Here is an 18,726-nt window from a genome sequence, read left to right as displayed (position 1 = left end):
CACCTTTCGTTATATAAAATATTATTCCCCTTGTGATTTAACCATAAAGCTAGTGGAATCACTTCCATATCTCGCATTGACGAGTACTTCGTCATCATTCACCCATTGGAAACGAATAATATTCCCGTTAACTGCGCGAGCGCTTTGCGACGAGTTGGAGAGCAATTTCTGTGAATTTGTAGATAAGTCAACAATCATTACATCGTCAATGCCAACCATTGGGTCATTACCATAACCTATCGCAATTTTGCTTCCTGATGGTGAAAAACGGGGTTCGCCATCAAGGTATCCGGAAACTCTGGAAATTTCAGATATCCTTCCTGTTGATGCATCGACACTACTAATGAACGCAGTGGAATTAGAACTGCCATTATCGTAACTTGATATCACGATTTTTCCATCCTTAACGCTGCTGATACGTAAATTCGGCAGATTCGGTACATCTACAGCGATAGCTGTCTTGTTATTTACATCAATGATACGCGTGTCGCTGAGTGCTCCCACAACAACATTGCTGTCAGTAATGAATCCGACAATATCGTTATTAAGGGACGGATCAATCAGTTGCTGTTCTTCCCCGGTATTAAGATCAATTCCCCAAACAGATGTCTCATTAAGCTCGATGCTGTCTCGATTCGTGCGATAAACAACATACTTGCCATCAGGACTAATGTTTACGCTATCGATCCAAGTTAGGTACCAATCTGAATGAGGTTTCGCTATCCCGAGGCTGATTTCAGCTAAAGACTTGCCGGAGTATGAATCCGACGAAAGTTTTTTTGCGGTCATGTTTTCTGGATCTATCCGCCAAATCCCCATATCCGTATAGGCTAAATAAATATTTTTTTCACTGATGGAGATAAAGCCGAATGACTGGTTCCCCCATTCGGAAGGGAAAACAAAGTTATCTTTACCGACGCTCGCTCTATAAAACAAACTCTTGTACTCGCCGTTCGATTCATCCGTAATGGAGATCTTAAACGGTGTCAGTGTAACTTCGGATCTCTCCTCTCCAACTAACGAATATGCTTTCATATGTTCGGCGACGAATTTTGCACGAGATTCGTCAAAGTCGTTTATACCGGGAATATCTTGCCCCTGTGCATCTACAATGCCGTTAGGGTAGAGTATACTCATCATTTCCGAATACTCTTCATCAGTAATTGAGTCGACCAACAGAACCTCGCCGTTTTCCCCAACCATAACATTACTAACATTTTTTTCGTACGGGACAGCCACTAGCTTATTTTCACTCGTAATGGTCGGGTTTGATGCTTGTAATACTTGAGAAGTCGCGACCCCGAGAAGGATGAGCGTAGTTGCTATAACTGTGATTCTAGGCCATTTTTTCATAATCATAAACTCCCCTTCCTACGCTCGCAATATATGGAAACTATAACAGAGCGCATGCTTGTTTTTAATGAAAACGTTTCGTTTATGGAATAGAAACGCTTCTCCAGAACCTGCTTTAAAGCTGCAAACTGGTCTTCTTATGAGGATGTAACAAAGGTCGCAAAAAGCTTAACAGATACCATTCATTTGTACGCTACATATCATAACACCTCCAAAACCTCCTTTTCCTTTGGAGTCCATTGGAAATTGAACCCCTTTTATCATCTATACAATACCAATATTGGTATTTATATGTAATAGTTCGATAGATTCAAAATAACGTCAAAATTCGACTCTTGCGTAGTTGACCAAATTAGTAAAGACATTTAGCTTCTTTAAGGTAAAGTCGGCGATGGTCGTACTATAAACCCTTATGGGAGGTGGGACTAATCCTAAATGAAAAGCTTGTTCCAGCACTTGAGTGTGGAGCTTGAAATCGAGGTAGCAAAGACATTCAATAAACTGCCTTACATGCCAACAGAGGAGAACTCAAATTCATAGGATAGTTAAATCATTGTCGAAAAATAAGGTTACCGACCGATTAATATGAAAGAATCGGGAGTACAAAGAATAGATCTCGAAAATCAAGTTTACATAACATATATTATGTATGTTTTATGCAATTAACAAATGGATTGCGTCCTTCTAATCCATCGGCGCTTCCATTAAGTACAGAATAGCCCAGCCAAGCGGGTCCCCCCGGATTTCCCCACAACACAAGGAAACCCGGGTATGGACTTCTTATTTCCGCAGCTTTTTAGATGCCTTATCAACCCTTCTGAGCTTTTCATTTTCCCGCCGTTCCGCATAAGCCAGCTCCCTCTCCATTTTGAGGTAGTTATCGTAGCGGCTGCGATCAAGCTCGCTGGCTGCCAGGGCCGACTTTATGGCGCAGCCCGGCTCTCCATTATGTTTGCAATCACGGTAGCGGCATTGCTCCATAAGCTGTTCAATATCCTCGAAAGCCGAGCTTAACCCTTCATCCGAAGCATTAAGCTGGATTTCACGCATGCCTGGCGTGTCAATTATGATGCCGCCTGTGGGCAAAACAATCAATTCGCGGTGTGTGGTCGTATGTTTGCCCCGCCCGTCCGACAATCTAATGTCATTGACGCGTTGAAGCTCGCTGCCTGAGAGCGCGTTAATAAGCGTTGATTTGCCCACGCCTGAGGAACCGATTAATGCAGCCGTATGCCCTTGGCCCAGGTATGGCTGAAGCTCCTGCAAGCCTTGCGTGTGGAGCGCGCTTATTGCATGGATGGGAACGCCAGGGGCTATCCCCTCCACCTCCGCAATCCTCTCTTCCGCATTATCGCAAAGGTCGATTTTGCTCAGCACAATAACCGGCGTTGCTCCGCTATCCCATGCCAATAGCAAATATCGCTCCAGCCTTCGCAGATTGTAATCCTGATGCAGCGCCATCACCAGAAAAGCCGTATCGATATTGGCGGCCACTATTTGTTCATCCGAGGTTGCCCCCGCTGTATTTCTAGAAAACTTGCTTTTTCTTGGCAAAACAGCGTGAATAATGCCTCTGCCGTCTTGATGCTTCAAAGCGACCCAATCTCCTACAGCAGGCAAGTCGGCCCGCTCCAGCGCATCAAACCTCATTTTTCCGGATACCTCGCCAAGCACCTCCCCGCCTTCAGCGGCAATTTGAAAATAGTGACGATGCTCCCTGACGACGCGGCCGACCGAATATCCACGCTCCCGATACGGGGTAAAATGCTGTTCATAACTGGAGTTCCAGCCTAGTTCAACTAAATTCAAGGTAAATTTCCTCCAAATCAAAAGTTAAGTTTTAAAAAACGGCAGCACAAAAAGCCGCGATCGCAGGACCGGCGGCTTTTGAACGGCATCATCAAAAATGACACAGAAAAGCCCCGGAGACATCAAACACGAGGTCCCCGAGGCGCTTAACTTATAAGCTTTAATAATAGCTTAACGCGCAACAACATGAGGACCGCAACTTACAACCCATACCTTCATCATCAAGTTTTTCATAGTCCCCACTCCTTTCGGCTTCTTATGCAGCTACTGTAACATATGAATGATTATCGTTAAAAGGTAATAAATAATTAAAGCCGTTTTTCACCAGCGGCGGCCCCTCATATTCCACCTCCGCCTTTTCCTAAGTAGCAGGTTCGTTTCTTATTTTCCTGTATGCCCGGGGCGTTTGATGATGCTGTTTTTTGAATGACTGAATAAAGTGGTTAACATGATTGAAGCCAACAAGCTCAGCGATTTCTGTAATTGTGCGGTCGCTGGACAGCAAGAAATCGCAGCTTTTTTTGATCCGGTAGGTGATCAGATAATCGTAGGGCGTCATTCGAATTGTTTTCTTGAAGCTGCGTGTACATTCAGATACGCTTACATGCGCCGCATCGGCTATTGCCTTAAGTGAAACGGGCTGGCTGTAATGCTGATGAATGTAGCTCAGCATTAGCTGAAGCCTCTCTTGCTGCAGCTTATTGTATGGCGAGGAGGTTTCCTCGGTCGATAAGGAGACGTTCCTGATAAACAGCAGCCATAGCTTAACGGCCAATACGGAAACCTCGTATTCCCATCCCCAGGTTTTAGGAGCGTCAAATATATTTTTCACCTCCCAAAGCAGGCCAAGGATTCCTTTGTGCCAAGGGGAAACGTCCTTTACAACATAGGCTACAAAATTGGAGTTGGTATATGGAAGCACATAATGCTGCTCCATGACGCTTTCGGAATAAAAGGCGAGCAGCTTCTCCGGAAAGTTTATGCTGACATATTGGCCGTCGGGAGAAAGCTGCGTAACGATATGCAGCACGCCTTTGTTCAGGATAATGGCTTCGCCCGTTTCCAAAACATGATCAATACCGTTGACTTGGATATTCATCCTGCCCTTTGTCGCGAGAGTGATTTGCAGCTCCTCGTGCCAATGCAAATCGTTAAATCCCCTTCCCTTGGGGACCGTTTCCTGCAGGGTATGGGTATACATGATAAAGGGAAACGAGCGATCGGGATATTGAATGGCTTCATGCAGTTCCTTCTTCAAAAAAGACGCCTCGATTCTGACGATATTTCGATAGAATATAAAGATATTATTGCACAAAAAAGAAAAGTCCGGTGATAATATTATATTTGGTTTTGAAATTCCAAATCTAACCTATGCTTAGAATTGTCAGGCATCCAGGAGGAAACATGTTTAAGCAGCAGCAGCCGGGTTTATCTCTTCATCCTTATTTTTTGCTTTTTATTAGCATTTTGTCTGTTTCCATTTCTTCTATCCTAATCAAGTTTTTTTCGGAAACGCCCACCTCCGTGGCGGGAATGTACCGGTTGTTTATTACCGTCCTTATCATGCTTCCTTTTGTCTCTTGGAGTAAGCTCACTTCGCTGGAAATGGGCAAAAGAGATTGGCTTACTGTTATTTTGGCGGGAGTCTTTATCGGCTTGCATTTTCTATTCTGGATGGAGTCATTGGTTCATACATCGGTTGCCAGCTCCATGGTGATTCTGACGCTACAGCCTCTTTTTGTCATGGCCGGGTCTTATTTTATGTTTAAAGAAAAAGCCGGTCCGCTAACTATCGCTTGTATGCTGGCGGCTTTATTGGGCTCGGTCATTATAGCATGGGGGGATATCGGCATATCTCGCGAGGCGTTGATCGGAGATGGTTTGTCGCTTGTCGGGACGCTGATGGTTTCGGCTTATATGCTTGCAGGGCAAAAGGTGAGCCGCAAGCTGGATGCCAAACTGTATAGCGTTGTTGTGTTTTCCATTGGCGGTTTTGTTTTGCTGATCTACAATGTAGTCAATAAGCAGCCGCTGATTCAATATGAAGCATCGCATTGGATATATTTCCTGTTGCTAGCCATCATCCCGACGGTGCTTGGTCAATACATTTTTAATATCCTGCTTAAATCAGTTGGAGCCACTACCGTTTCGGTCGGTATTATCGGAGAACCGGTCATCGCCATTCTTTTGGCCTTTGTTTTGCTTGGGGAATCCGTTTCCCGTTTCCAGTGGGCGGGCGGGCTGTTGACTTTGCTAGGGATGGGGATGTACTTCTGGCTGAAAAGCACTACAGCAAAACGAAATGTGAATACGATACAAAACGGGGATGTCCAAAAAGCCTCGTGAACAAGCGGCAGACATTGCCAGACATTTTGTAGACAAATTAAAGGCCCAAGCTTGCTGCATTCAACAGGCTCGGGCCTTTCGTACATTCATTTTACGAAGCATTCTCGCAGCTCCATTATTTGCTTAATTGCTCCATCCATTGCTGCATAGCGTTAATGATGTTTTCCAACTGCTCCGCCTCACCAATCTGCGGCTCGTTATCACCCTTTTGATGTCCATACGAACCAAATTGTCCGTGGTTGCCGCCTTCAATGGAGACATATTCCGTATTTGCCGGCAAATTAGCTTTGGTCCTCTCCCATTCCTCCCAGTTTAGAACGCCATCCGCGGAACCCGTCAATTGCAGCGCAGAAAGATTCGTATCCGCTAACGTCCCTCCGTCATCGGCATAGGAAGCAAGGAAATAGACGCCGACCAGCTTATCGCTATGCTGATTTGCGTATCTGGCGGCAAATGCCCCGCCCAGTGAATGTCCGCCGATGACATAAGCTTCATCAGGGTGCTCCTTTATAAAGGCATCCGCCTTGTTTTGACCGAATATAGCCAGGTTTAGCGGCATTTTCGCAATATAAACCCGATGTCCAAGCTGAGCAAGCTCGTTTGCAAACGGCGAATAGCTTTCCGGCTTAACCAAACCTCCGGGATAAAAAATAACGTTGGGCTGAACGGTCGCTCCATCGGAGGCTTCAAATTTGTACCCGTTTTTCACCTTGGTTACGGTAACGTCGCTATTGCCTTGCATAGCTGCTTCCGCTTTAGTGGAGGGACTGTATGTCTGGGAGCCGAGATACAGAAGTGCGCCGCCAACAATAAGTGCGATTAACAGGAAGCCCCATAACAAGATGCGCAGCCATATGTTTTTTCGTTTTGTCTTTGCCACAGGGATATTCTCCTTTTGGGTTGCTGCAAATTAGTTTTGACCGAGTTCTGCTGATTTTGACAGCCTCCAGACGAGGTAGCTCATATAGGTCAACATGCCGAACAACACGGCAATCGCGGTCATATGAGCAAGCACAACAAACATATAGACGTCCGGGCGCTCAAGCGTAAACAGCATGGCAACGCCGGTAAGGATCTGGAACAAAATAAGCGCAATTGCATAATTGGCTTGCAGCACCAATTCCCGGTTGCTTTTGAAGCTTTTATAAATCCACGCAAAAAGGACAATGATCAGAACAAGGAGCAGCATTCCGGCTAAACGGTGAATCATTTCGATTCGAATCCCGCTTGCCAGCTCCGGCAAGGCCCCTCCTGTGCAAAACAATCCGGTACATGAGCCGGCCGAATTAGTATGGCTGACAAAAGCGCCAGTGTAGACGACCAGATACGAATAGACGGTCAAGAACCATACAAAATTGCGAAAGGCTTTGTTTGTCCTTGGCATCTGGTTGAACTTTGCAAGCCCCCCCATCCTCTGCTCCTGCCTCGCTCCGAGACTCGTCATTAATGAGCTGGCCAGCGCGATAAAAGCAAAGCCCAAATGGAGCGCCATCACAGGCGGAGATTGGGAGAAAACAACCGCCAATGCCCCCATCGCGCCTTGAATAATAACAAAAATCAGCGTTAACCCCGCAAAAATCTGCAGATCCCTTCGATGCTTGAAATACACCAGGAAAGCGATAAACGCAGCTACGGCCAAAATACCCGCCGTTGTACTGACCAGCCGATGCGTATATTCGATAAGGGAAGCAAGCGTATGAGCGGGAACAAACTTCCCGTGACATAACGGCCATTCGGTGCCGCAGCCCAAACCGGACTCCGTCCGAGTGACGATCCCTCCGCCAAATGTCGCAAAAAACATAAATAACGTTGTGGCATAGCTAAGCCATTTCAATGTAACGATTTTTCTCAAATTGTGTCCACCTGCCCGCATTTTTGTTGACTCCATCATATTATCCTTGTCGAATAGGAATGATTCCATTAAATTATATTTACCGGAAGGTAAATTTACAAGGCGTTTTTGATAAAAAAGACAAGATGTCATAAAATATTCATGGAGGTAGAGTTATGATGAAAAACCAAACGCAACGTGCGCCAGGCAGACCCAGGCATACAAAGGACGATCCGCCCATTCAGGAGATGATTATTCAGACGGCTTCCAAACGTTTTATGGAATACGGCTATGAGCCGGTTTCGCTGCACCAAATCGCCGAAGCCTGTCATGTATCCAAACCGGCCATTTATTATCATTTCTCCAGCAAACCGGAATTATTTAAAGTGGCGGTTACTTCCGTTCTGAATAATGTACACCAGCATATCGCCCGTATACTGGAGGATGCCGAGCATCTGGAGGCGGGGCTGGTTTCTGTTGCGGAAGCGCGATTAACCAATCCCCATGCCGAAATCGAAACGATGCTTAGAGAGGCGGAGCCATTTTTAAACGAGGAGCAAATACGGGAAATCAGATTAGCAGAGCATCATATTTACCAGGTTTTGGCGGATCAATTTCAGGCAGCTATGGACAACGATATGTTTCGGTCCAACGACCCCATGCTGCTGGCCCATACCTTTTCCGCGATGCTGATGTTAGGCAACCGAAAGGATGCGCTCCAAAAATACACTACCAATGAGGCGCTGGCCAAAGAAATTGTAAGCATCTTCTTGCGGGGAGCATCTGCATAATCACAATAAAGCACTGACAAAGCGATTGATGCTCTAGTCTTGCAGCCTCTCCAAAATGTATGTAAGCATAACCTCGCGCCAGCCCTGCAGCTGGGAAATCATTTGGCTGTACAACCTAATTCCCTTTTTGTGCCTGCAAGGCAGGAGCTTGGCAACGGCCTCAAACCAGATAGCTTTTTGTGATAGATTGCTCGGCAGAGATAATATCCTCAGGAACGCCCTGGAACACGACTTCTCCGCCTCTGCTGCCTCCGTCTGGCCCCATGTCGATAATCCAGTCCGCTTGGCTGATGACCGTGAGATTATGCTCAATGACGATTACGGTATTGCCTGCATCCACCAGCCGATTCATAATACCGATCAGCAAGCCGATATCCGACATATGCAGTCCCGTCGTAGGCTCGTCCATAACATAAATGCTGCCCTTCTTATGCAGCTCGCTGGCTAGCTTGATACGCTGGCACTCTCCTCCCGAAAGCGTGCTCAGCGGCTGGCCAAGCGTAATGTAGTTTAAGCCGACGTCGCTTAACGCTTGAAGCTTGCGGACGACTTCTTTAAGCTGGAAAAAGTCCAGTGCTTGCTCAACCGTCATCGCCAGCACATCCGCAATAGACTTCCCGTTTAGCTTATAGGCAAGCACATCTTCCTTAAAACGTTTGCCGCCGCATACCTCGCATGGCAGCTTGACGCTATCCAGAAAAGCAAGGTCCGTATAGACCACTCCAAGGCCCTGGCAGTTATCGCATGCGCCCTTGGAATTAAAGCTGAACAAGCCTTGGTTTACTTTGTTGGCCGAAGCAAACGCCTTGCGAACATCATCCATAATACCTGTGTAGGTGGCAGGATTGGATCGTGTCGATACCCCGATTGCGGATTGGTCGATGACAATCGCGTCTGGATGGCGGCTCAGAAATACTTCGTTGATCAGTGTGCTTTTGCCGGAGCCGGCAACGCCCGTCACTACAGTTAACACGCCTTGCGGCACGTCAACGTTTACGTCCTGCAAGTTATGCAGCGTCGCGTTATGGATGGGGAGCGTGCCCGTCGGCTTCCTGTATTCAGGCTTCAATTGAAGCGGCAGCTTCATATGATTGCCCGTCAGCGTACCGGATTCCAATAACCCCTGATAGGTGCCTTCATAGACGACAAGACCGCCTCGGCTTCCGGCGTGAGGGCCAACATCAACAATATGATCAGCAACCTTGATAACGTCAGGATCATGCTCCACCACAATAACCGTATTTCCTTTGTCACGCAGCTTCAGCAGCAATTCGTTCAGACGGTGAACGTCTCGGGGATGCAGGCCTACGCTAGGTTCGTCAAAGATATAGGTGACATCCACCAGACTGCCGCTCAGATGTTTGACCATCTTTACCCGCTGCGACTCTCCTCCCGACAATGTACTGGTCTCGCGGTCGAGCGTCAAATAGTCCAGGCCGATATCCACCAAATGCTGGAGCCGCTCGGCAAGCGCCTTGATGACCGGAGCGGCAGCGGGATGTTCAATCTCTTGAATAACCCGGATCAAGCTGCCAACCTCCATGGAAGACATCTCCGCGATGTTAAATCCGTTAATACGGCAGCCAAGCGTTGTTTGGCTTAATCGCGCTCCTTTGCAGCTGCTGCAGGGCCCTTCGGTAATAAACGGCGCAACGGCCTTTTGCGTACGCTCCGACTTTGCTTTGATGTCCTGCTTAATGTATTTGTTCGTAAACTTTTCAATAACGCCTTCAACCGTTATATTCATCGCTTTACCTGCAAAATCCATTTGCACTTTTTTGGCTTTGCCGTAGAGCAGCTGTTGCAGTTCTTCCTCGCTGTAATCGCTCAGCCTTTTGTCGAGGTCATAGGAGCCTGACTGAACAACCATATTCCATTCCCAGCTGTTCACCGAATAGTCCGGGAGCATAATCGCTCCTTCATTTAGCGATTTTGATAAATCCACCGCTTTGCTTAGATCAACGCCCAGCCTGCGTCCCAACCCGCTGCATTCCGGACACATCCCGTGGGGATCATTAAACGAAAATAAATGAGGTTCGCCAATATGAGGTTGTCCCGCACGGGAGAATAATAGGCGCAGAATCGGGGAAATATCGGTGATCGTCCCCATCGTGGAATGAGAGCCGCCGCCAAGCCGCTTCTGATCCACGATAACCGCCATGCTCAAATTTTCGATGGCATCCGTATCGGGCTGAGGTACACGCGGCAAAAAGCTTCGCACAAACATGCTGAAGTTTTCGTTCAGCAACCGTGTGGATTCCGCCGCAATGGTATCAAATACAATGGAAGATTTGCCTGATCCGGAAACGCCGGTAAAAATCGTAATTTTTCGTTTTGGAATACGCAACGAAACGTTTTTGAGATTATTTTCCCTCGCGCCCGATATGACGATGTATTCCTGATTGGATTCCTTCATAAGCAACATCCTTCCGTAATTATTTTCCTTCTCCTATTATTCCAAGCGTTTATCTTTTCATTTTGGTGCCGTTTAGATTATGAGACACCGTCTGCCGTCCTGTCAATGTTGTTTTTAGTCTGGCGGTTTCGTGGCTTTTGTCCCTTTGTTCCACTATAATGAAAGCAACTATTTAAAAGGAGGCGACTCCGATCAATCAGGCCACAGCCTTGTTTCAAAGCCATTATTTTTTGCCCAATGAGCCCCTTCTTGATATCGTTCGTTATCCGGAGGACTTTGAGGTCCCTTTTCATTTCCCGTGCACAAGGGATTGTTGTTTGCGATTCCGTTAGGCGCATCCCATGTATTCAGGCCATCCTCTCCCGGCGAGAAGAATCAACGCTTGATTGTTTACAACTGCCTGTTTCACAAAGACATGGTAAAGCATCTGTCCTCGCATTTGGAGGAAGCTATCATCGGGCATCTAACCAAAATGACGGTTCAGAAGCAGGCTTATTTTTCCGTATTCGACAGCGATGGCGGAATCGAGCGCCTCCTGATGGCAATGTACCGCGAAAAGCTGGTACCGGGTCCCGGTTACTCAAGTTTGATGCAGGCTTATTTAAGCCAGCTTGTTATTGCCGTTTACCGGCTGGCAAACAGTGTGCATAAAGAAACAGAAAATCACTTATCGGACTTTTCCCATGTCATTGCGTATATAGATAAGCATCTCCATCTCCCTCTTACTTTACATGATTTGTCCATAATCTCTAAGTGGAGCAACAGGCATCTGCAGCGTTTGTTTCAAAAGCATTTCGGCCAGCCGTTTGGCGCTTACTTAAAACAGGTCCGCATCCAAAGAAGCTGCGAGCTATTGCAGCATTCGTCATATAAAGTCAGCCATATCGCCGAGTTGGTCGGCTATCGGAATAGCGCAGCGTTTAACGCTGTATTTAAAAAGATAGTTGGCCTTTCGCCTTCCCAATTTCGCAAGCTGAATAAATAAACGTCTCCCGGCGGCATGGCCAGGAGACGTTTTATTCTTTAGAGCGCGTATGAAAAGATGTAGCTGCCGGAGCCTAGCGCCACCTTAACGCCATCCTCACAAGCTTCTATACCGGTTATGCCTTCAGCCTTGAGGGCGAGTCCGCCGCTTTCAAGCAATCCCTCAAGCTTGGCGGCAGGCAATATGGCCTCGCCCGTTGTATTGGGCGGAATCGTAATGTGAAGCTCCATGGTTCCATTATCCGTCAAGTTCCAGTTGCATGCCGCAGTACCGTACATCGTCTCCAGGCTTGCTTTGACATAGCTTATACCTGGCCCCGGCATTGGCTTGAAATGGATGTGTTTAAAGCCCGGTTTACCTTCGTCCGGCCCGATCCCGACTACAAAGCGATACAGCCACTCCCCGATGGAGCCATAGGCGTAATGATTGAATGAAACCATCCCTCCATCTTTAAAGCTGCCGTCCTCCTTAATGCCATCCCAATGCTCCCATACTGTTGTCGCGCCTTTGGTCACTTGATACAGCCATGACGGGTAATCGGTATGAAAAAGCAGCCGATAGGCCAACTCATTGTTTCCAGTTGCGCTTAAAACGGGGTTCAAATAAGGCGTGCCAACAAAACCCGTTTTCAAATGGTCGTCTGCCTCGGCCAGCAAATCCTTCAGCTTCTGAATCGCGCTTTCCTTGACGGAACCCTCCACCAAACCGAAATGAAGCGCCAAAACATGGGCGGTTTGCGTAGGCACGGAGAGGCTGCCGTCTGAAGTTACATATTCATTGCGGTAAGCTTGGACGATGCCGTCGTAAAGCGTTTGGAAATAGTCTGCGTCTTCGGCATAACCCAAAGTGGCCGCTGCTTTTTGAACAAGGGATGTGGAATACGCGTAAAACGCGGTAGCGACATAGTGGCGGTCAGTTGCGCCAAAATAAGCGTCCCATCCCTCCTTATCCGAATCTAAAGCAAGCCAGTCGCCATAGTGGAATCCCGTATTCCACAGGTAAGGATTGTCGCCTTGATCATAGATGTAGGCGATCCATTTCTTCATGCTTTCATACTGCTGGGCCAGCAGCCGTTTATCCCCGTACATTTCATAAATCGTCCAAGGGCAAATGACAGCCGCATCGCCCCAAGCGGCGGAGGAATGATGGGTTTCGCCCCAGTTGGATTCAATAGAGTAGGATTCCTTCAGATTTGGAATATAGAACGGAACGCCACCTTCAGGGGTTTGGTCCGCCTTTAAATCTCTAAGCCATTTTGTGAAAAAGGGAGCTGTGTTCATCAGATGGGATGCCGTACGTACAAAGACCTGAGCGTCGCCGGTCCATCCCATTCGCTCATCCCGCTGCGGGCAATCGGTAGGCACATCCAGAAAATTACCCTTTTGCCCCCACAATATATTGTGATGAAGCTGGTTGATGAGCGGCTCCGAGCATTCAAAATTTCCTGTCCGCTCCAGGCTGGAGTGCATAACAACACCTGTGAAATCATCAAGCAAAACATCGCCGCCAAAATTTTTTAGTTGAACGTACCGAAATCCTTGAAAGGTGAAATGGGGTTCGAAAACCTCGTTTTCTTCTCCCTTCAACGTATATTGAATAGCTGCTGTGCTGCCCTAATATTTTCCCTGTAAAAATTGCCTTGACTGTCGAGCACTTCAGCGTGGATTAGCTCTACGGTTTGACCAGCCTGTCCTCTGACTTCAAAGAGAAGCCAACCGACCATATTTTGGCCCATATCCAGCACCAGCTCGCCATCCGGCGTATGCCATAATTGGACCGGCTTGATAAATTCGATTTTGGTTACAGGTTCATTTTCTTGCGGTACCAGGATGGTTTTGCTGTGTGGAATCAAATCCACCTCATGCCAGCGCCCCATGCTGTCATCGTTCAGTCTCCCAATAATGCGCCCAATGTATTTTTGCCCATATGCAAATAATCCTTCACATCATAGGTCTGGTACTGCAGCCGATTGGCGTAGCTGGTCCATCCCGGCGTAAAATAATGCTCCCCCACTCGTTCGTCATTGAGCTGCAGCTCATATAAGCCAAGCGCGGTAACATAAATGGTTGCGTTTGCGATCTCTTTGTCAATATGGAAAAACGTGCGCAGCTGCGGGCAGACGCCAGCCCTCAATCGTTTTTCTGGAGCAGCGATCCACTCAGCCTCCCAGTCCCCCGGATTTTGAAGGCCGGTTTGGAAAAAGGCAGGTTCTGTCCAAGGGCTCTCCCTCCCCGCATTGTCCCATGCTTTTACGCGATAATAATAGCGTGACCTGGCTTTCAACTGAAGACCATCCAACTCGACGAGTACGGATTGGGTGGAATTCATTTGGCCGGAGTCCCATAATAACTGGTCAAAATTCACGGTTGCGGAGATTTGAATGCGGTAAGCCTTTTGCATACAGGCTCTTGCATCGCATTTCAGCTTCCAGCTAATGCGCGGAGCGGCTCCTGCATCAATACTAAGAGGATTAACTTTGTATTCGCAAGTAAGCTGACTAATTGATAACATATAGATGGCTCCCTTCATCTAAATTCGTCGTAATGACTTTACTTTAGAGCAAAAAGCAGCTCCAAACATTATGCAATCAGGACATTTGATGCGGTAAACATGACATTTTTCAGCCTGCTGGACTTTTGTCGGGGAATGCAACCAGCTCAAGTCTGTTTCGTATGACGAAGATAGCTTTTACAATTAGGGGGAGTTCAACAGAGGAGCGATTGATGATGTATTACGAACAAAGGGTACGCAAGGAACTTGCCGACTGGGAGCGACGACTGTTCAAAGCGCCTGGCTTGCTGGAGAAAGCATCCAAATCCATAGGCGCGCGGATTAACGGCATCATTCCTCCCAAAATACATGCCGCCATTACAACGACTATCAAATCCATAGTCCGCACAGCTCTGTTTGGCGCAGAATATACGCCCCGCAGACCCGTATCTGTATTTACGGACCTGGAGCACGCCGATAGAGAGGCAAACGAGCTGTTTTCCCTTTATCAAAAAATCGCGGTGGCCTCCGGCGCGGGCACTGGCGCCGGAGGCATTATGCTCAGCATGGTGGATTTCCCTGCTTTAATTGCAATCAAAATGAAATATTTGTTTGAGCTTGCTCATGTGTACGGGTATGATACAAGACAGTTTTCCGAGCGGGTTTTTGTACTGAAGGTTTTTCAGATGGCGTTTTCGGGGCCTGATAAAAGAGCGGAGCTGCTCCATTCCATCAACTATTGGGAGCATGAGAAAACAAGATGGCAATCCGACAGCGACTATACCAAACAGATGGATTGGGAGACATTCCAGATGGAATACCGCGATGCGATCGACTTTCGGAAAATGCTGCAAATGGTTCCCGGTATTGGAGCCGTGGCCGGAGCTTGGGCCAATTACAGCATTCTTGGCGACCTTCGCGAAATCGCAGCCAACGCCTATCGTTTGCGCCGTTTAAACTCATAAATGCAGTATCAATGAAAAAAGCAGCCTATTGGAGCTGAGCTGCGCTTCTATCGCTTGTTGCCACTAACGATAAAGGCGCAGCTTAACCAATGGCTGCTTTTTAGCTTGTCTGGCGGAAGTAATAGTTCAGATTGATTCCATTTTGGCCTCCCATGCTGGAATAACGCTTGGGATCATCGACGGCAAGGGATTCATCGCGAACCGCTCCCCACTGCATATTTGTTATTAATAGCGGAATACCATCGATATTTTCAAGCAACACGAGGCCATTCGTATCGTAAGATAATTCCTCTGCAGCCCGAAGCCTGTCATTAAAACTGATCTGGTAGACATCCGCATGTTCTGCTCCATATTGGGTCAACTCCCGATAGGCTTTTGCCGGGAAATCCCGAATGGAAGAAAACAAGTCGGCCAATACGTAGCCGCTTTTGGGGTGGCGAATTTCGTTGGGCAGTCCGCTATATTCAATTTCTCCTAGGTAAAGGATTGCCAGCTCGTTGTCTATGGAATTATTAGCTTCATAGGCGAGTTGTCTGTCACCATTTTTGCCCGGAACGTTCAGGGTAAAACGGAAGGCAACCTGGCCTATGCCCAAATCCTTTTCAGGCTCTGCCGGCTTGCTGTAGACATTGACAGAAAAACGGTCAAATACAGTTACAATTGGGACGGCATCAGGATAGCCGATAGCGTTCATTATTGCTGCGGTCAGACCTTCCGGATCGATTTCCTTCGCTTGTGAATACGTAAACGGAATATATACGGTTCTGGAATTTTCCTGTCCTTTAGAAACTACAAACCATGTCACTAACCCTGTTGTCAAAATCAGCATTGCCGAAATGATCAGGTTTGTTTTCTTTTTATTTGATCCTGATATGACCTTTCCTCCTTAATCAAATTCTGCTTGAACGCTCAAGCACACAAACAAAAAATTCGCCTCAAAATATGATCTACGTATGACCGCATTACCATATTATACTCTTACTTCCATTTTGAATCCATTGTTTCCGAGACTCGGCAGCCTAGCGATTGTCTACAATCGCACCTGTACCCCTCAGGAGGTGACTTAAACTTACTGCAAGTATCTCCATGAAATGACTAAAGTTTAGCGAGGTTCATTTTCGGCGGGATATACCCGAGTTGCCTGCCCATTTTTACAATTTGTCCTCTATGATGAAATTCATGGGTAATGGTATGTGAAAATAACCATAATTCAGTTAACTCTACACTGTCACTCTGCCAGGATACATGAATGGTTGGGTCCCATTTGATTTTAAAGTCATTTAGAAATTCATAAACCAGTTCATCCGTGTTCTTAAAAATTTCACGCATGCTCTGAACATTACCAACGGATTTCGGGGTTATTTTGGGAAGTGATTTACCGAGGGCACGATTCCCTAACCATACCCGATAACAATCGGCTACATGAACATGCAAACTGCGAATCGAAACCCCGCCTAAGGTTTCTATTTCTTTAACATAATCCGTGGGGGTCAATGTTTCGCAAAAACGAAATAATGATTCTCTTGTGCGTTGGATCATTTCATACTGACTTTTGAATACATCCATCTTTTTGCTCTCCTTTTGATATCCTTTTTGACAACAGAACTATTTTCCATATAAGGATATTAGATGTCTATAATAACTATTATATTTCCTTACGTCAAGAAAAAGTATAAATGGCGGCGTATATAGCGAATAGTAACAAGCGTCAGAAAACAGAAAAAAACTGCCAGCAAATGCTGACAGTTTACATAATTAAAGTTATGGAACTTTTTATTCAAAACGATATGTCCAAAATGACTCCCTGCCAAATCTTCTTTTGATTTCTTTGCTGTTAAGCTCCTGGTTTCCAACCAGCTCCGCTGCTTGAAATTGTGTGCGATGCGCCTGAATGGAAGCCATTTTTTGCGGAAGGAACGCGCTTGCATCAATAATGATGTCCGCTTTCCCAATGGCTTGCTCGTGACCGCTGGAAAAAGCGCTGCAATAAACAAGGGGCCTTTCTTCAGCCGGGAGCTTTTTAACTGCTCGAATAACAGCGGCGCCCGTTGCGTCATGATCGGGATGTACGCTGTAACCTGGGTAGAACGTAAAAATGAGCGTTGGCTGAAGCTCCTCCAGTAAATGGCCGATAACCTTGTCCAGCACATCAGGATTTTCGAATTCAATCATTTTGTCGTGAAAACCAAGCATCCTTAAATCCTGTATGCCAATGGCCTCAGCCGATTCCTCCAGCTCTTTTTTGCGGATTGTAGGCAAGTTCACTCGATTCGCAAAAGGCGGGAAGCCCATGTTCCGTCCCATCTCCCCCAGCGTCAAACAAGCATAGGTGACGTGAGAGCCGCCTTCAATGGCCATCGCTATTGATCCGGCCGCAGTGAAGGATTCATCGTCCGGATGGGGAAAAACAACTAGAATGCGTTGGTGACGTGTTATTAAATTATCCATTTTGTTTTCTTCCTCTCATTCAGAAGCTTTCCCGGCTTAGTTGCAGCGCAACCACCAGTTTACCCTGGTTGTCATGCCCGGCAAGAATAAGCCGTTCATGCTCATTTTCGTCAACATGCGTCAAGCCTTCGGCATAAATCCAGCCTTGTGTTGTTTTTAGTCCTACCCTATAGGGACCTGCCCCGGATATAGAGCCATTGGTGTATTGGATAACTGCATTGGAAATAAAGGCCGATGCGGGGTGACGCGAATTGTCCAGATGGCTGGCATAAGCTCCTGTCGTCAGCTCCAGATGCACATATAAATCCTGGTCAGCCAGACTATTGATTCGGGTTTGAATCTCTTGAGGTTGAATGGGCTGCATAAAGGTCTCCTTTTTATCGTTAATGAACCTACGAATAAATTTTAGTCATAAAGCAATTTTACCACGATCGACTTGCTTCAATCCAGATAAGGCATTCCAATAGGCAACAAAAGCTTTCAGCCCGCTATAAAACATTATGACATTCTTTCAAGAGTGCCGGAAAAGGGTTTCATGTGGCGCTTCATTCCTGCGGACAAAAATGTCCTTTAGGAGCTGCTTTTGATAGAAATTGAGTTTGTAATGGACATTGACGTCCGTAACACCCTTAAATCCCGTCCATATGTGTCGCTTTTGAGCTCTAATGGACACGGGTGACCATTGCTCCAGGATAACCTAACTATATCATACTGTAACGGTCATAATTGACCGGAAAAGAGCGCTTATGTAACGATCGTGTAAGTCCAATAAAAGTGGAATCACGTCAATAATTCCTCTACATTCCAAACTATTTCTCACGTATTTCAGTAGGCACTCTTGCTCCAATATGCGACTGACAGCCACAGCCGGTATACAGCAAAGCATTGCATGGTGCAAACAAGCGCTGCGTATTAGGTTGTCTTTATATTTAATAGGGTTAATTATTTAAAATTCCAGTGATGTGGAGATAATTAGCTACATTAAATAATAGAGTTAATTAATAGTTGCATAGGCTGAACACGCCGTTTCTCCCTTAATCCATCATCCCACTTTTATCTCACTCTTTATCTCACTCTTCATCTCATTCATCCCCTCAATGTGCGGATGCAACTCTATTCCGTATAAAAAAAAATACTTCCTTTCGCAATATCATAGCATCCTCTTCATAATAAACGTTGTTTTTCTTGCACGCTTGGCCGCTCTTAGGCTGAGAGTGGAGTTCAGGCCCCTACGCATCCCCTTTATCTGGTCTTAAGCTTGCCATTTTGCTATACTAAAATTGCATTAAATC

The 18,726-nt window shown here is 46.5% G+C and carries 16 protein-coding genes and 1 pseudogene; 4 read left to right on the top strand and 13 right to left on the bottom strand.

The window, feature by feature from the left end:
- Positions 1-21: 21 nt before the first annotated feature.
- The 3 genes from A7K91_RS03030 to A7K91_RS03020 form a co-directional block, all read right to left on the bottom strand.
- Positions 22-1,353, bottom strand: a complete 1,332-nt coding sequence (locus tag A7K91_RS03030) for a hypothetical protein (RefSeq protein WP_156739270.1) — start codon at positions 1,351-1,353, stop codon at positions 22-24.
- A 780-nt stretch (positions 1,354-2,133) separates the two neighbouring features.
- On the bottom strand, positions 2,134-3,162 hold the full coding sequence (rsgA, locus tag A7K91_RS03025) for a ribosome small subunit-dependent GTPase A (RefSeq protein ID WP_068679541.1): 1,029 nt from the start codon (positions 3,160-3,162) through the stop codon (positions 2,134-2,136).
- A 361-nt stretch (positions 3,163-3,523) separates the two neighbouring features.
- Positions 3,524-4,420, bottom strand: a complete 897-nt coding sequence (locus A7K91_RS03020; protein WP_068679539.1) for an AraC family transcriptional regulator — start codon at positions 4,418-4,420, stop codon at positions 3,524-3,526.
- 146 nt (positions 4,421-4,566) lie between these two features.
- Between A7K91_RS03020 and A7K91_RS03015 the strand changes: the two genes are divergently transcribed.
- The gene (locus A7K91_RS03015; RefSeq protein WP_068679537.1) at positions 4,567-5,508 is read left to right on the top strand and encodes a DMT family transporter; all 942 of its coding nucleotides are present in this window, start codon (positions 4,567-4,569) and stop codon (positions 5,506-5,508) included.
- A 115-nt stretch (positions 5,509-5,623) separates the two neighbouring features.
- Here A7K91_RS03015 and A7K91_RS03010 read toward each other — a convergent pair whose 3' ends face one another.
- Positions 5,624-6,388, bottom strand: coding sequence for an alpha/beta hydrolase (locus tag A7K91_RS03010; RefSeq protein ID WP_082967196.1), 765 nt, complete (start codon positions 6,386-6,388; stop codon positions 5,624-5,626).
- Between the two features lie 30 nt (positions 6,389-6,418).
- Entirely contained in the window at positions 6,419-7,360 is a 942-nt protein-coding gene (locus A7K91_RS03005; RefSeq protein WP_342671724.1) for a COX15/CtaA family protein, read from the bottom strand.
- A 155-nt stretch (positions 7,361-7,515) separates the two neighbouring features.
- Between A7K91_RS03005 and A7K91_RS03000 the strand changes: the two genes are divergently transcribed.
- Positions 7,516-8,130, top strand: a complete 615-nt coding sequence (locus A7K91_RS03000; protein ID WP_068679532.1) for a TetR/AcrR family transcriptional regulator — start codon at positions 7,516-7,518, stop codon at positions 8,128-8,130.
- A gap of 160 nt (positions 8,131-8,290) precedes the next feature.
- Here A7K91_RS03000 and A7K91_RS02995 read toward each other — a convergent pair whose 3' ends face one another.
- Positions 8,291-10,546 carry an ATP-binding cassette domain-containing protein gene (locus tag A7K91_RS02995; RefSeq protein WP_068679636.1) on the bottom strand — a complete coding sequence of 752 codons (2,256 nt, stop codon included), beginning with the start codon at positions 10,544-10,546 and terminating at the stop codon, positions 8,291-8,293.
- Between the two features lie 382 nt (positions 10,547-10,928).
- On the opposite strand from A7K91_RS02995, the gene A7K91_RS02985 reads away from it, so the two are divergent.
- A complete protein-coding gene (locus A7K91_RS02985) occupies positions 10,929-11,531 on the top strand; it encodes an AraC family transcriptional regulator (RefSeq protein WP_068679528.1) in 603 nt (200 codons plus the stop codon).
- Between the two features lie 38 nt (positions 11,532-11,569).
- Here the strand turns inward: A7K91_RS02985 and A7K91_RS26945 are convergent, their stop codons facing one another.
- The 3 genes and pseudogenes from A7K91_RS26945 to A7K91_RS26935 form a co-directional block, all read right to left on the bottom strand.
- Positions 11,570-11,854 carry an alpha-L-rhamnosidase C-terminal domain-containing protein gene (locus tag A7K91_RS26945; protein WP_245697208.1) on the bottom strand — a complete coding sequence of 95 codons (285 nt, stop codon included), beginning with the start codon at positions 11,852-11,854 and terminating at the stop codon, positions 11,570-11,572.
- Between the two features lie 117 nt (positions 11,855-11,971).
- Positions 11,972-13,254: pseudogene (locus tag A7K91_RS26940) on the bottom strand (family 78 glycoside hydrolase catalytic domain); the annotation flags it as partial.
- Positions 13,255-13,418: 164 nt separating this feature from the next.
- Positions 13,419-14,042 carry a glycoside hydrolase family 78 protein gene (locus tag A7K91_RS26935; protein WP_245697189.1) on the bottom strand — a complete coding sequence of 208 codons (624 nt, stop codon included), beginning with the start codon at positions 14,040-14,042 and terminating at the stop codon, positions 13,419-13,421.
- Positions 14,043-14,257: 215 nt separating this feature from the next.
- Here A7K91_RS26935 and A7K91_RS02975 point away from each other — a divergent pair, with 215 nt between their 5' ends.
- A complete protein-coding gene (locus tag A7K91_RS02975; protein ID WP_068679526.1) occupies positions 14,258-14,986 on the top strand; it encodes an EcsC family protein in 729 nt (242 codons plus the stop codon).
- Between the two features lie 100 nt (positions 14,987-15,086).
- On the opposite strand, the gene A7K91_RS02970 is transcribed toward A7K91_RS02975, so the two are convergent.
- The 4 genes from A7K91_RS02970 to A7K91_RS02955 form a co-directional block, all read right to left on the bottom strand.
- Complete coding sequence (locus A7K91_RS02970) at positions 15,087-15,815, bottom strand: hypothetical protein (protein ID WP_068679524.1); 729 nt, start codon at positions 15,813-15,815, stop codon at positions 15,087-15,089.
- Positions 15,816-16,081: 266 nt separating this feature from the next.
- Positions 16,082-16,552: a DinB family protein gene (locus A7K91_RS02965; RefSeq protein WP_068679522.1), complete on the bottom strand. Its 471-nt coding sequence runs from the start codon at positions 16,550-16,552 to the stop codon at positions 16,082-16,084.
- Between the two features lie 207 nt (positions 16,553-16,759).
- A complete protein-coding gene (gene bshB2 / locus A7K91_RS02960; protein ID WP_068679520.1) occupies positions 16,760-17,434 on the bottom strand; it encodes a bacillithiol biosynthesis deacetylase BshB2 in 675 nt (224 codons plus the stop codon).
- Positions 17,435-17,453: 19 nt separating this feature from the next.
- A complete protein-coding gene (locus A7K91_RS02955) occupies positions 17,454-17,798 on the bottom strand; it encodes a YojF family protein (protein WP_068679518.1) in 345 nt (114 codons plus the stop codon).
- Between the last annotated feature and the right edge of the window lie 928 nt (positions 17,799-18,726).

Source organism: Paenibacillus oryzae, assembly GCF_001675045.1.
Lineage (GTDB): Bacteria > Bacillota > Bacilli > Paenibacillales > Paenibacillaceae > Pristimantibacillus > Pristimantibacillus oryzae.
Note: the sequence above shows the minus strand (reverse complement) of the source record. Positions and strands in the feature narration are given on the sequence as shown.